We start from the raw sequence: 13,601 nt of genomic DNA on the forward strand, positions 1-13,601 counted from the left end.
TCCGCCCGTCGGGGCGTACGCTGGACTCGCCCGGACGTGCGGAGCGCTGCGCCGCAAGGGGGTGTGCATCGTGACCGGAGACGCGCGCGAACCGCTCTTCACGCGCGCGTTCATCGCACTCGGCGTCGCGGAGCTGGCCTATTTCTCGGCGGCCGGGCTCGCGCTGTTCGCGCTGCCGCTCTACGTGACCGGCCCGGTCGGCGGGAACGAAGCGGCCGCGGGACTCTCAGTGGGCGTGTTCGCCGTCTCGGCGCTCGTGCTGCGCCCGTTCGCGGGGCGCGCGACCGACCGGTACGGGCGGCGCCCGTTGCTGCTCGGCGGGGCGATCGTCGCCGCGCTCTGCCTGCTCCTGCTGGCGGTGACCGACGACCTGTGGGTGATCATCGCGCTGCGGCTGGGCGCGGGGGTCGCCGAGGCGGCGTTCTTCGTCGCCGGGTTCGCTGCCCTCGCGGATCTCGCTCCGCCGTCGCGGATGGGCGAGGCGCTGTCGTACAACTCGCTCGGACTGTACCTGGGGATCGCGCTCGGCCCCGTGCTCGGTCAGGTGCTGTACGACCTCGCGGGGTTCCGTGCGGCCTGGTTGGGCGGTGCCGTGCTCGCAACGGTCGCCGCCGGCCTGTCGGTGATCGTCGGCGAGACCCGGACGACGCGCCCGATCCGTGGCGCTCCGTTGCGCATCGTGCACCGGCCGGCGATCGCCCCGTCCATCGGGTTCCTCACGTCGCTGGTCGCCGTCGGCGGATTCGTGGCGTTCGCGACGCTGTACGCCGATCGGGTCGGGTTCGCCGCCCCGAGCACCGCCCTGGTCACGTACGGCGTGATCGTCGTCGTGTGCCGTGTCGCGTTCGCACGGGTGGTGGACCGCGTGCGCCCGCTGCCGCTCGCGGTCGGCGCGCTCGTCACGATCGGCGCGGGCCTCCTCGTCGCGGCGGCCTGGCAGGACCGGTGGGGGCTCATCGCCGGCGTCGCGGTCATGGCCGTCGGCATCACGTTCAGCACGCCGGCGTTCTTCGCCGCCGTCTTCGCGACGGCGGCGCCCGAGGAGCGCGGCATCGCCTCGGGGACCGCGAGCGCTGCGGTCGACCTCGGCCTCGGGATCGGTCCGATCCTGCTCGGGTTCGTCGCGGCGCCGTTCGGCATCCCGTGGGCGTTCGCGCTCGCCGCGGGGATCGCGTTCGCGGGTGCGGCATGGACCGGCGGCCTCGTGCGCCGGTCGGCTCGGGCGGCGCCCGCGTAGCGCGTCGGCCGTGTCGTGCCGGATCGGGCGGCGCGGTTCGCTAGCCTCGTCCGGTGCCTGCTGCGAACCGCGACCCGTTCGGACCCGACCGCTACGGCGAGGATGTCCTCGCCGGCGACTGGCGAGCGGTGGGCCGGCGCGCGACCCCGGAGGTCCCGGCGATTCGGGACCTCGTCGTCGAACTCGCCGACGACGGGTACTGCGGCGCCGTGGTCCGGGTCGAGAAGCAGTTGGTGACCCTCGAGGATCGGCACGGCCGGACGCGCGTGTTCCCGCTCGGCCACGGGTTCCTCGTCGACGGCGAGCCGGTGCGGCTCGTGGCGCCGGTGGCCGCCGCGCCGCAGGGTCGTGTGCGCACCGCGTCGGGCTCGTTCGCGGTGGAGCCGGGGCGCCCGGCGAGGGTCGCGCTGCCGAGCCGCATCTTCGTCGAGGGCCGGCACGATGCCGAGCTCGTCGAGAAGGTCTGGGGCGCCGACCTGCGCGTCGAGGGGGTCGTCGTCGAGTACCTCGAGGGCGTCGACGATCTGGCCGCGATCCTCGACGGGTTCGGGCCGGGGCCGGGCCGCCGCGTGGGGGTGCTGGTCGATCACCTGGTCGCGGGCTCGAAGGAGCAGCGCATCGCGGAGGCCGTCATGCGCGGGCGCCACCGCGGGCACGTCCTCGTCGTGGGTCATCCGTACGTCGACGTGTGGCAGGCGGTGAAGCCTGCCCGGCTCGGTCGTGAGGCGTGGCCCGTGGTCCCGCGCGGGACTTCATGGAAGCACGGGGTGTGCGCCGCGTTCGGGTGGCCGCACGCCGACCAGGCCGACATCGCGCGTGCGTGGCAGCGCATCCTCGGCCGCGTCCGCGGGTACGGCGATCTCGAGCCCGCACTGCTCGGGCGGGTCGAGGAGCTGATCGACTTCGTGACCACCCCGGCGGGCTGAACGGCGCCGCGGCCGACCCCGTCGCGCTGCGCGCGTCAGCCGATCGTCGTTCCGAACGCGAGCCCGAGCCCGTAGGTCACGGCGGCCGCGCCCAGCCCGATCGCGAGTTGGCGCAGCGCCCGCTTCAGGGGCGAGGCGCCGGAGAGGATGCCGACGGTCGCGCCCGTGAGCAGCAGTGCCAGGCTCACGAGGACGGTCGCGGTCGCGATCGCTGCGATGCCGGTCATACCGAGGATCCAGGGCAGCACCGGGATGAGTGCGCCGGAGGCGAAGAACAGGAAGCTCGACACGGCGGCGCTCATGCCCGTGCCGACGGCTTCGTCGTCGTGCTCGACCGTGCCCATCGCGTCGGTCGGCGACTGGACGCGTTCAGCGGCCTGGACGCGAGCGAGCACGAGGGCGGCATGCTCGACGGCGTCCTGTTCGCCCATGCCCCGAGCCCGGTAGACCAGCGCGAGTTCGTTGGCATCGAGGTCGAGGTCGCCGAGCGCCTCGCGGGCGGTCGGGTCGGGGGCGGACGCCTCGAGCAGTTCGCGTTGCGATCGCACCGAGACGTACTCGCCCGCGCCCATCGACAGGGCTCCGGCGAGCAGGCCCGCGATGCCGGTGAACAGGACGACCGGTGCGGGGACGCCCGTGGCGCCGATGCCGAGCACGAGGGCGAGGTTGGAGACGAGTCCGTCGTTGGCACCGAACACCGCGGCGCGGAAGGTCCCGGCGAGCCGGCGTCGCCCGCGTGCCGCGAGACCGCGGACGACCTCGCCGTGGATGCGTTCGTCGGCGGCCATCGCGGGTGTGGCGTCGGGATCGGTCGAGTAGGGCGATCGCGCCTCGGCGCGCTGCGCGAGCGCGAGGACGAAGATCGAACCGAAGGTGCGGGCGAGGCCGGCGAGCATGCGGGTGCGGAGGTCGGCCCGTGGGATGCGGTGCTCGTCGTCGCCGAGCAGTCGCAACCAGTGCGCCTCATGGCGGCCTTCGGCAGCGGCCAGGGCGAGCAGGATCTCGCGCTCCTCGCCGTCGCGGCGTGCCGCGAGTTCGCGGTACACGGCGGCTTCGGCGCGTTCGTCGGCGAGGTAGCGACGCCACCTTGCGCGGTCGGCGGGGCTCGCCTGGGGGTCAGGGGCGGTCATGCTGGGTGCTCCGTCCGGTCGCGGGTGCCGCGGCGCGGACGGCGCACGACACCCGCCTCATCACGATCGGGCCCGATCGGGCCGTGCGAAAGGCTAGCGGTGCCCGGCCGACCTCGCCCTGCGACGTGACCGGATTGGCAGCATTTCGGAATCCCGAACGGGCCCGAGACGGATCCCCCGCTCAGCCGACGAGCTTCTGCCAGCCGTCGCCCTCGGCGTGCTCGAAGATGAGGTTGGTCTCGGTGTGCGAGACGGCAGGGTGGCCGGTGAGGTGGGCCAGCACGAACTGCCGCAGCTCCTCCGAGTCGCGGGCGGCCACGTGCAGCAGGTAGTCCTCGGCTCCGGCCATGTGGAACACGCTGAGCACGCCGGGCAGGTGCGGGACGGCGTTGCGGAACGCGTCGATCTCCTTGCGGTCGTGCTTGACGAGCCGGACCGCGATGAGGGCCTGGAGCGAGACGCCGACGGAGGAGAGGTCGACGTCGACCCGATAGCCGCGGACGGTGCCGAGACTCTGAAGCCGGCGCAGCCGCAACGAGACCGTGGATTCTGCGACGCCGACTTCCGCCGCGAGCGCGGCGCCCGATGCGCGGGCGTTGGCCGAGAGCGCGGTGAGCAGCGCGCGGTCGACCCGGTCGAGTTCGGGCTTCTGCGCCATGGTGGGGTTCCCTTCGCCGTACTTCGCAGTTTCTCCGAGGATTCTCTCGACAGGTGAACAACCTGCGCAAGATCCCCGAACAGCTTGCAGATTCTGTAGCCTGCTCGCATGTTGACACCGTCGTCCAACCTCGAGACCCGCGCCGTCCACTCAGGGATGACGGGGGTGCGCGAGCAGGGCTCCCATGTGCCTGCCATCGATCTTTCCACGACGAATCCGCTCGGCGACGTCGAGAACGGGGGGCTCTCCTACGAAGAGCTCGCAACCGGCGGGCGCCTCACCGAGGGTCGGTCGGCCGTCTACCAGCGACTCTGGCAGCCGGGCGTCGCCCGCTTCGAGACCGCCCTGGCCGATCTGGAGGGCGCATCGGACGCCGTCGCGTTCGCGAGCGGCATGGCGGCCCTGTCGGCGGTGCTCATCGCGGCGACGACCGCTGGCACGCCGCACGTCGTCGCGGTCCGCCCGCTCTACGGCGGCACCGACCACGTCCTGGAGAGCGGGCTGCTCGGAACGAGCGTGACCTGGACCGACGTCGCCGGCGTCGCCGCGGCGATCCGGCCCGACACCGGGCTCGTCGTCGTCGAGACCCCGGCGAACCCGACCCTCGAGCTCGTCGACATCCGCTCGGTGGCCGATGCGGCGGGGCGGGTGCCGCTGCTCGTCGACAACACCTTCGCGACGCCGGTCCTGCAGCGGCCGATCGAGCACGGCGCGACCCTCGTGCTCCACAGCGCGACGAAGTACCTCGGCGGTCACGGCGACGCGATGGGCGGCGTCGTGGCCGGACCGGCCGAGTGGGTCGAACGGCTGCGTCGGGTGCGCGCGCTGACGGGGGGCCTGCTGCACCCCATGGGGGCCTACCTGCTCCACCGCGGCATCCGCACCCTGCCGATCCGGGTGCGTGCGCAGCAGCAGACCGCCGCCGAGCTCGCGACGCGGCTTCAGGCGCACCCCGCGGTCGAGCGCGTGCGCTACCCGGGGCTTCCGGGCCAGGACCCGCAGGGCCTGCTCGGCCGGCAGCTCGAGGGCCCCGGATCGATCATCGCGCTCGAACTCGGCGGCGGCTTCGACGCCGCCTGCCGGTTCACCGAGGCGTGCTCGCTCGTGACCCACGCGGTCTCGCTCGGCGGGGTGGACTCGCTCGTGCAGCACCCCGCGTCGCTCACGCACCGACCCGTGGCTGCAGAGGCGAAGCCCGACGGCAACCTCGTGCGCCTCTCGATCGGGCTCGAGCACGTCGACGACCTCGCCGCCGACCTCCTCGCAGCCCTCGACGCGGCGTGGGAGACCGACGCTGCGGCCGGTGCCTACGCGACGAGCCGGACGCCCGGCCCCATGGGTTCGTAGCGGATGCCGGCGGACGCCACGCCGGCGTCCGCCGCCCGCGACCGGATCGAGCGCATCAACGACCCGAGAGCCGCCGGCGAAGCCGTTCGATGCGCGCCTGCAACTGCGTGACCGTCGCCTGGGCGACCTCAGGTCCCCCGCACGCGCGCCGCAGCTCGGCGTGCACCATCGAGTGCGCCTGACCGTTCTGGCGCGCGTAGAGCCCGACGAGGCTGTTCAGCAGTGCACGCTGCTCCTTCAGCGTCCGGTAGAGCGCGACCGGCTCCGCGGCATCCGCCTCGGACTCGCCCTCCCCGCCGCCCGCGGCCGCGTGCTTCCGGCGGTCGGCCGCGCGCCGAGCCTGACGCGCCTGCCTGTGGCGCAGCAGCTCGGAGACCTGCTCGGGCTCGAGCAGCCCCGGGATGCCGATGAAGTCGAGCTCCTCGTCGCTGCCCGGCTCGGCGAAGGTGCCGAATTCGGCGCCGTCGAAGACGACGCGGTCGAAGTTCGCATCCGATCCGAGCGCCTGCCAGGTGAACTCGTCCTGCAGTTCGTCCGAGGCCGAGTCCTCCCGGTTGGCCGACTCGAGCAGGCCGTCCTCGAGGCCGGGGTCGTCGACGTCGCCCGAGCGGCGGTCGAGCGCGTGGTCGCGCTGCTTCTCGAGCTCGCCCGCGAGCGCCATCAGCACGGGCACGTTCGGCAGGAACACCGACGCGATCTCACCGCGCCTGCGGGCTCGCACGAAACGCCCGATCGCCTGGGCGAAGAACAGCGGCGTCGAGGAACTCGTCGCGTACACGCCGACCGCCAGGCGCGGCACGTCGACGCCCTCGGACACCATCCGGACCGCGACCATCCACCGGCTCGTGCCGTTCGAGAACTCCTCGATCCGGCCCGACGCCTCCTTCTCGTCGGAGAGCACGACCGTGACCTTCTCACCGCAGATGGCCTCGAGGATCTCGGCGTAGGCGCGCGCCACCGACTGGTCGGTCGCGATCACGAGCCCACCGGCATCCGGGATCGCGTGCCGCACCTCGCTCAGGCGCCGGTCCGCGGCCTGGAGGACCGCGGGGATCCACTCCCCCGACGGCTCCAGCGCCGTGCGCCACGCGGCCGAGTGGATGTCCTTCGTCGCGTCCTCGCCGAGCCGGGCCTCCATCTCGTCGCCGGCCTTGGTGCGCCAGCGCATGCTGCCCGCGTAGACCATGAACAGCACCGGGCGCACCACGCCGTCCCGGAGGGCACGGCCGTACCCGTAGTCGTAGTCGGTGCGCGACACGCGCACGCCCTCGGCGTCGGGGGCGTAGTCGACGAACGGGATCGGCGCGGTGTCGCTGCGGAACGGGGTCCCGGTCAACGACAGGCGCCGCGTCGCGGGTTCGAACGCCTCGCGGATCGCCTCGCCCCACGAGAGGGCGTCGCCGCCGTGGTGCACCTCGTCGAGGATCACGAGGCTGCGCCCCGAGACGGTCAGCTCGCGGTGCAGCGCGGGTCGCACGGCGACCTGCGCGTAGGTCACGGCGACGCCGTGGTAGTGCCTGGCCGCGCGGCCGTGCGCGTTGCGGAAACCCGGGTCCAGACGGATGCCGACGCGAGCCGCGGCATCCGCCCACTGGCGCTTCAGGTGATCCGTCGGCGCGACCACCGTGACCCGATCGATGCTGCGCCGGGCGAACAGCTCGGCAGCGAGCCGAAGTGCGAACGTCGTCTTGCCTGCACCCGGGGTCGCCGCGGCCAGGAAGTCGCGCGGCTCGTTCACGAAGTACTGCTCGAGCGCTTCGGCCTGCCACGCACGCAGCTTCGACGCCGTACCCCACGCAGCACGTTCGGGGAACGAGGGTGAGAGGTGCTCGGCGGCCGAGGTGCCCGGCAGATGGGTGCCGGAGGGGGTCGCTGTACTCACTCTGCAGCACTGTAGTCGAGGCCGCCGACGCCGGGTCGCGCCACGGCCCGTGCTCTACCGGCTCGACCGGGGCACGCCCGTCATCCGCCCGACGGGATGACGACGACCTCGACGGGCACCACCGTGAGCGCCAGGCGGACCTGGTCCTCCAGCTCGTCCTGGAGCGCCTCGTGGAGGACGCTCGGCCGGGGCGGGTCGCCAGGGCCGGTTATCGTCACCCGCACTTCGGTGCCGTCGACCTTCACCGACGTGACGGTGAAGTCGCTGTCCTCGCCGAGCCAGTCCTCGACCGTCTGCTGCGCGTCGCGCTCGCGCGTCTCTGCGAGCAGGAGCCCTTCCGAGGTCAGCGTGAGCGGAAGCAGGATGATGCCGGCGAGCGCGACGAACGGGGCGACGGTCTGGAGGATCTGTCGCGGGCGGTTCCGCAGCGCATAGGGACGTGCGAAGCCGGTGAGGACGAACGTCCCGGCCGCCGCGAGCACGATCGCGACGAAGTTCGTGAGGAACAACAGGGACGCACCCCCGGCCTCATCGAACCGGCCGGCGTCGAGGCTCACCCCGACGACGGCGAGCGGGGGAACCAGCGCGACCGCGATCGCGACGCCGGCGATGCCGCTCGCCACACGCGCATTGACCGTGGCGAAGGCACCCGCCGCTCCGGCCGCGAGGGCGATGAGCAGGTCGATGGTGTTGGGCGAGACGCGCGAGACGATCTGCGAGTTGGTCGCGAAGGAGACGGCGACCGGCGACCAGGCGGCGATGCCCATGGCGAGCGTGATCGAGACCGCGGCACCGGCCGCGACGAGGACCCCTGATTCGAGGGCCCGCCGGCCCCAGCCGTTGACGAGCGCCGCGGACAGGCCGAGGATCGGCGTCATGAGGGGCGCGACGAGCATCGCCCCGATGACGACGGCCGTCGAGTCGGCCAGCACCGCGAACGTCGCGATCGCGACCGACAGCACGAGCATGACCCACCACGTCCCGAGCTTCGTGAGCCGCTGAGGTCGTTCGAAGTAGAGCCCGTTCGCCTGTTCGGCGCGGACCTTGCGCCCGATGTCGGAGCCTTCGATCCAGTCCCACAGCACGGCCGAGATGGATGCCGTCGCCGGGTCGAGGCCGGTCCGAACCGGACCGCCGGCACCGTCCGCCGCGCGCGCGTCGCGCGCGGCGTGCGCGCTGCGGCGAAGGCACCACGAGATGAGGATGAGGCCCACGATCAATGCGGCGATGGCCGCCGTGACGATGACCGTCGAGGCGATGGATGCCGGCACCGCGAACGCCAGGACGCCCGCGACGACCGCGAGCGCGCCACCGGCGATCGCGGGAAGCGGGTCGTGCTCGCGCCTCCTGAGGACCGCGGACACGATCGCGACGATGCCGCGGATGCCGACGTAGATCCCGATGAGTCCGGTCGCGAGCGTCAGGGTGAGCTCGCCGGAACCGGCGTAGGCGAGCAATCCCGCCGCCACCGCGAGCCCGAGGACCGCGAGCCCGCGGAGCCCCGCGAGCACCCGGTTGATGCGGCGACCGAACCACCGCCTGCCCGACGCGGTGTAGACGAGATCGAGCAGCCCGCTGCCGGCGAGGAACGCGATGAGCGTTCCGACCACGAGCGTCGTCGTCGCGTCCGGGAGGAGCAGGACGACCGTTCCACCCACGATGCACGCCAGCCCACGCAGCCCGACGGCGTTCGACACGGCCGCGACGGCCGCACGGAACTGGCCCCTCAGACGGATGTTCGCGTCGGGATCGACCACCTCGGTCGCGTCGTCCGGTTCCACTTCGCCTCCGCTCGCTGTCGGCTCAGCATATTGCCGCACAGGTGCGCGCGGACGCGGCGGGGCCGCGGCGGCCCCGGGCGTGTGCAGAATGGTGGGATGGTCACCCAGCAGCACCCATGGTCGCGGTTCGTCGCCATCGGCGACTCGTTCACGGAGGGCATCGGCGACCCCGAGCCCGGCGTGCCGGGCGGGCACCGCGGCTGGGCGGACCGCGTCGCCGAGGTGCTCTCGCGCGGCAGCGACGACTTCGCCTACGCCAACCTCGCGATCCGGGGCAGGCTCATCCAGCAGATCATCGACGAGCAGATCGAGCCGGCGGTCGAACTCCGGCCCGACCTGATCACGATCTCCGCGGGCGGGAACGACGTCATCCGTCCGCGGACCGACCCGGACGAGATCTCCGCGCGATTCGAGTACGCGATCGAACGGCTCGCCCGCGACCGCGCCACGATCGTGATCTTCACCGGCGTCGACGTCGGCTTCTCCCCCGTGTTCCGCGGCATCCGCGGCAAGGTCGCGGTGTACAACGAGAACCTCCGCGCGATCGCGCAGAAGCACGACTGCATCGTGGCCGACCAGTGGGCGCTCACCGAGATCCAGGACCAGCGGTTCTGGGCTGCCGATCGCCTGCACCTGAACGCGCTCGGCCACCACGAGGTCGCGCGGATGGTCCTCCGCGCGCTCAACGTCGAGAACGATCTCGAGCCCATGAAGCCCGAACCCCTGCCGGAACGCTCCTGGCGCACGGCGCGCACGGAGGACCTCTCGTGGGCGCGCGAGTACCTCGTCCCGTGGGTGATCCGCCGGATCCGCCATCAGTCGTCGGGCGACTTCGTCACGGCCAAGCGACCGGATGCCGGACCCTACGACGCACCGCGGGCGACGCCGGCGGACTGACCGGTGCTCAGCCGGACGGCGTCGGCCTCGGGCTCGGCTGCACCGCCGCCGCACCCTCGTCGAGCCCTCCCGGATTCGTCAGTCGCCACCACGTGCCCGGATCATCGAGCGAGGCATCCAGTTCGAGCGGAACCGTGACGACCTCGCCGCCGGCCGTGACCGTCGCCGTGCCGACCTCGTCGCCGGCATCGGCCAGGTGGAGCGGGTCCGCCTCGACCGCGACGTCGACCGCGGTGTCCGACCAGACGAGCACGCTCACGCCCTCCGTCGCGCGCGCGGTCGCGGTCTGCCCCCACGGCGTGGCGTAGGCGGCGAGCGGACGGCCGGACTCGAGTGCGTCCACCGTCCGGAACCCGGGGCCGATCGAGTCGACGAGCGCGGCGACGGCGCCGCGCACCGCGGCGTGGGTCTCACCGCCCAGGACGACGCCGACGAGCGTGACCTGCTCGTCGTCGACGGCGACGTCTGCCGAGAACAGCAGGTTCGCGGCGTCATCCGTGGTTCCGGTCTTGATGCCGTCCACGCCGTGCGTGCCGAGCAGGCCGTTGGTGTTCTCGATCGTCCCGAGCTCGGGGATCTCCACGGACTGCGTCGCGACGATGTCGGCGAGCACCGGATCCCGGAGCGCGATTCCGCCGAGCCGCACGAGGTCGGCCGCGGTGCTGACGTTCGCGAGCGACAGCCCGCTGGAGTCGGCGATGCGGGTCTGCGCGAGCCCCTGCTCGGCGAGCCACGCGTTCGCCCGATCGACGTACGCGTCGACGGAGCCGAACGCCCAGTTCGCCAGCGAGATGCTGTAGTTGTTGCCGGAGGGCAGCATCATCGCCTCGAGGCTCTCCACGAGCGAGAGCGACGAGCCCGCGACGACCGGGGCCACCGAGCCGTTCTGCGCGACCATGTCCCAGTAGATGTCGACGTCGGCACCGGTGTACGCGATCTCGGGGCCCGCCTCGCCCTCCCCCACCGGATGCTCCTGCAGCACCAGCAGCGCCGTGACGACCTTCGCGATGCTCGCCATCGGCATGGGCGTGTCCTCGCCCCCCGCCGCCATGAAGCCGTCGAATCCGGTCGCCCCGACCGCCCACGTGCCGAACCCGGGCTCGACGACGACCGTCGCCTCGGCGGCGATCGGCTCCGGATCGTCGATGGCGGGCACCGCGAACGGGACGGGCGCGCCGAGTGCGCGATCGGCGTACACGCCGGCTCCGACGAGCAGCCCGAGCACGACCGCGAGGGCGCCGAACACGACGATCCGGCGTCGCCGGTACACGGCCTTCGAGGGGCGATGCGAGGGTGCGGGCGGCGCGTTCGGTGCCGGTTCCGTGGTGCGTGACATCCGTTGCAGGATACTCACCCGGCCTCGGCCAGCGCGTACAGCGCCACGGCTGCGGCTGCCGCCACGTTGAGGGAGTCGACGCCGTGCGCCATCGGGATGGTCACGGTCGCGTCGGCGGCCTCGAGCGCCTGGCGCGAGAGCCCGTCGCCCTCGGCGCCGAGCACGAACGCGAGCCGCTCGGGCGGGGCTGCGGCCAGGTCGCGCAACGCAACGGCGTCGTCGGCGAGCGCGAGGGCGGCGACGTGGAATCCGTGCCGGGTGAGCAGGTCTCGGGCGGACCGCCACTCGGGAAGGCGGGTCCAGGGCACCTGGAACACGGTCCCCATGCTCACGCGCACGCTGCGGCGGTAGAGGGGGTCGGCGCAGCGCGGCGTGACGAGCACGGCGTCCGCCCCGAGCGCGGCGACGGACCGGATGATCGCGCCGACGTTGGTGTGGTCGACGATGTCCTCGAGGATGATGACCCGGCGGGCGCTCGCCAGCAGCACCCCGGGGTCGGGCAGCTCGGGGCGTTCGAAGGCGGCGAGCGCCCCGCGGTGCACGCGGTAGCCCGTGATCGCCTCGAGGCCGGCGGCGTCGGCGAGGTGCACGGGGATGTCGAACGGAGCCAGGTGCGGTTCGAGGTCGGTGAGCCACTTCGCCTCCATGAGCACCGACCGGGGCGTGTACCCGGCCGCGATGGCGCGCCGGATGACCTTCGCGGACTCGGCGATGAAGATGCCGCGTTCGGGTTCGCTGATGCTGCGCAGGGCGACGTCGGTGAGGCGGGCGTAGTCCGCGACGGCGTCGGATGCCGCGTCGGTGACGTGTTCGATGCGCATGTGGCCTTCCGGTCGATGCGGGCGGTCGTGGAAACACGACGGAAAACCCGCACGTCTAGAATCGCACCACCGTCGGAGGGAGACGTACGTGGTCACGGGGATCGAGGTGCCGGCGAGGCCGGATGCGGCGTCGGGCGGGCAGCCCGACGACCGCCCGCACGTGCTGCTCGACGCGGCGCTCGACCTGATGCGCGGCGCCCGCGTCGCCGTCCTGACCGGCGCCGGGGTGAGCACCGACTCGGGGATCCCCGACTATCGCGGCGAGGGTGCGCCGGCACGGACCCCGATGACGGTGCAGACGTTCCTCGCGTCCGAGGGGGCGCGCCGCCGGTACTGGGCGGGCAGCCACCTGGGGTGGCGCAGCTTCGGCGCAGCGCGGCCGAACGACGGGCATCGGGCGCTTGCCGGCCTCGAGGCGGCCGGGGTCGTCTCGGGCGTGGTGACGCAGAACGTCGACGGCCTGCACCGCCGGGCCGGCAGCACGCACGTGGTCGAACTGCACGGCGCCTCCGACCGGGTCGTGTGCCTGTCGTGCGGCCAGGTGTTCGCACGGCAGTCGGTCGCGGACCGGCTCGCGGAACTGAACCCGCAGGTCGACCTCGACGTCGCGATCCGGCTGGCACCCGACGGCGACGTGGCGGTCGAGGACGTCGACGCCATGGTCATCCCGTCGTGCACCGTGTGCGGGGGGATCCTGAAGCCCGACGTCGTGTTCTTCGGCGAGTTCGTGCCGACGCCGGTGTACCGGCAGGCTGCGGCGCTCGTGCAGGGAGCGGACGTGCTGCTCGTCGCGGGGTCGTCGCTCGCGGTGAACTCCGGGATCCGGCTGCTCGAGATCGCGCGACGTCGCCGCACGCCGATCGTGATCGTGAACCGCGGCGTGACGAAGGGCGACGCGCGCGCGACCCTGAAGCTCGATGCGGGGGCGACTCCGACGCTCGTCGCGATGGCGAGGGCGCTCGCGTGAGCACGGCCACGACGGTCGTGCTCGTGCGCCACGGAGAGACCGACTGGAATCGCGAGGGGCGCATCCAGGGTTCGACCGACATCCCGATGAACGACGTCGGCCGCGTGCAGGCGCACGAGGCCGCGCTGCGGCTGGCCGGCGCGGGCCCGTGGGGCGCGGTCGTGACGAGCCCGCTCGCGCGGGCGTCGGAGACGGCGGCGATCATCGCCAGCGCGCTGGAGCTGCCCGGGCCCGACGTGCTCGAGGGCATCCAGGAGCGCCGGCACGGCGTCCTCGAGGGCCTCACGGTCGCCGAACGCCGGCGGATGCAGTCCGAGGCCGTTCCCGTCGCCGGGCTCGAGCCGCGCGCCGCGGTCATCGGGCGGGCCGTCCCCGCCATGCAGCGCCTCTCGGTCGCGCATCGCGGCGGTGCGGTGGTCGCGGTCACGCACGGCGGGGTGATCCAGTCCGTGCTGCTGCACGTGCTCGGCAGGGGTGCGCTGCCGAGCGGGTCGGTCGCGAACGGGTCGTTGCACCGGTTCCGGGTGGCCGAGGGGTTGCTCGATCTCGAGGACTCGGACGCGCTGCCGTTCGCGGAGCCCACGGCGTCGGCGTGACCGGCGCCCGACTCGACGGGCGC

General features: G+C 73.1%; 12 protein-coding genes. 6 read left to right on the plus strand and 6 right to left on the minus strand.

Going from position 1 to position 13,601, the window contains the following annotated elements; translation table 11 throughout:
• Positions 1-70 precede the first annotated feature (70 nt).
• Positions 71-1,237: an MFS transporter gene (locus DSM26151_RS07445; protein ID WP_234661760.1), complete on the plus strand. Its 1,167-nt coding sequence runs from the start codon at positions 71-73 to the stop codon at positions 1,235-1,237.
• A gap of 53 nt (positions 1,238-1,290) precedes the next feature.
• A complete protein-coding gene (locus DSM26151_RS07450) occupies positions 1,291-2,163 on the plus strand; it encodes a DUF3097 domain-containing protein (protein WP_234661761.1) in 873 nt (290 codons plus the stop codon).
• A gap of 35 nt (positions 2,164-2,198) precedes the next feature.
• Here the strand turns inward: DSM26151_RS07450 and DSM26151_RS07455 are convergent, their stop codons facing one another.
• Both DSM26151_RS07455 and DSM26151_RS07460 read right to left on the minus strand, forming a co-directional pair.
• The gene (locus DSM26151_RS07455) at positions 2,199-3,293 is read right to left on the minus strand and encodes a VIT1/CCC1 transporter family protein (protein ID WP_234661762.1); all 1,095 of its coding nucleotides are present in this window, start codon (positions 3,291-3,293) and stop codon (positions 2,199-2,201) included.
• Between the two features lie 181 nt (positions 3,294-3,474).
• Positions 3,475-3,951 carry an Lrp/AsnC family transcriptional regulator gene (locus tag DSM26151_RS07460; RefSeq protein ID WP_234661763.1) on the minus strand — a complete coding sequence of 159 codons (477 nt, stop codon included), beginning with the start codon at positions 3,949-3,951 and terminating at the stop codon, positions 3,475-3,477.
• A gap of 108 nt (positions 3,952-4,059) precedes the next feature.
• On the opposite strand from DSM26151_RS07460, the gene DSM26151_RS07465 reads away from it, so the two are divergent.
• The gene (locus DSM26151_RS07465) at positions 4,060-5,298 is read left to right on the plus strand and encodes a trans-sulfuration enzyme family protein (RefSeq protein WP_234661764.1); all 1,239 of its coding nucleotides are present in this window, start codon (positions 4,060-4,062) and stop codon (positions 5,296-5,298) included.
• Between the two features lie 55 nt (positions 5,299-5,353).
• Here the strand turns inward: DSM26151_RS07465 and DSM26151_RS07470 are convergent, their stop codons facing one another.
• Both DSM26151_RS07470 and DSM26151_RS07475 read right to left on the minus strand, forming a co-directional pair.
• On the minus strand, positions 5,354-7,180 hold the full coding sequence (locus DSM26151_RS07470) for a DEAD/DEAH box helicase (RefSeq protein WP_234661765.1): 1,827 nt from the start codon (positions 7,178-7,180) through the stop codon (positions 5,354-5,356).
• Between the two features lie 80 nt (positions 7,181-7,260).
• Entirely contained in the window at positions 7,261-8,961 is a 1,701-nt protein-coding gene (locus DSM26151_RS07475; RefSeq protein WP_234661766.1) for a DUF389 domain-containing protein, read from the minus strand.
• Positions 8,962-9,057: 96 nt separating this feature from the next.
• Between DSM26151_RS07475 and DSM26151_RS07480 the strand changes: the two genes are divergently transcribed.
• Entirely contained in the window at positions 9,058-9,858 is an 801-nt protein-coding gene (locus tag DSM26151_RS07480; protein ID WP_234661767.1) for an SGNH/GDSL hydrolase family protein, read from the plus strand.
• A 7-nt stretch (positions 9,859-9,865) separates the two neighbouring features.
• On the opposite strand, the gene DSM26151_RS07485 is transcribed toward DSM26151_RS07480, so the two are convergent.
• Together DSM26151_RS07485 and DSM26151_RS07490 are read right to left on the minus strand one after the other, a co-directional pair.
• Positions 9,866-11,194, minus strand: a complete 1,329-nt coding sequence (locus DSM26151_RS07485) for a D-alanyl-D-alanine carboxypeptidase family protein (RefSeq protein ID WP_234661768.1) — start codon at positions 11,192-11,194, stop codon at positions 9,866-9,868.
• Between the two features lie 14 nt (positions 11,195-11,208).
• Positions 11,209-12,015, minus strand: coding sequence for a TrmH family RNA methyltransferase (locus DSM26151_RS07490; RefSeq protein WP_234661769.1), 807 nt, complete (start codon positions 12,013-12,015; stop codon positions 11,209-11,211).
• A gap of 187 nt (positions 12,016-12,202) precedes the next feature.
• Between DSM26151_RS07490 and DSM26151_RS07495 the strand changes: the two genes are divergently transcribed.
• Both DSM26151_RS07495 and DSM26151_RS07500 read left to right on the plus strand, forming a co-directional pair.
• On the plus strand, positions 12,203-12,982 hold the full coding sequence (locus DSM26151_RS07495; protein ID WP_234661833.1) for a Sir2 family NAD-dependent protein deacetylase: 780 nt from the start codon (positions 12,203-12,205) through the stop codon (positions 12,980-12,982).
• Positions 12,979-13,578 (plus strand): histidine phosphatase family protein, encoded by a 600-nt coding sequence (locus DSM26151_RS07500; RefSeq protein ID WP_234661770.1) that lies wholly within the window; start codon positions 12,979-12,981, stop codon positions 13,576-13,578. The genes DSM26151_RS07495 and DSM26151_RS07500 overlap by 4 nt, the downstream gene beginning before the upstream one ends.
• The last annotated feature ends 23 nt before the right edge of the window (positions 13,579-13,601 follow it).

It is taken from the genome of Agromyces marinus (genome assembly GCF_021442325.1).
In the GTDB taxonomy this organism is placed as follows: Bacteria; Actinomycetota; Actinomycetes; order Actinomycetales; family Microbacteriaceae; genus Agromyces; species Agromyces marinus.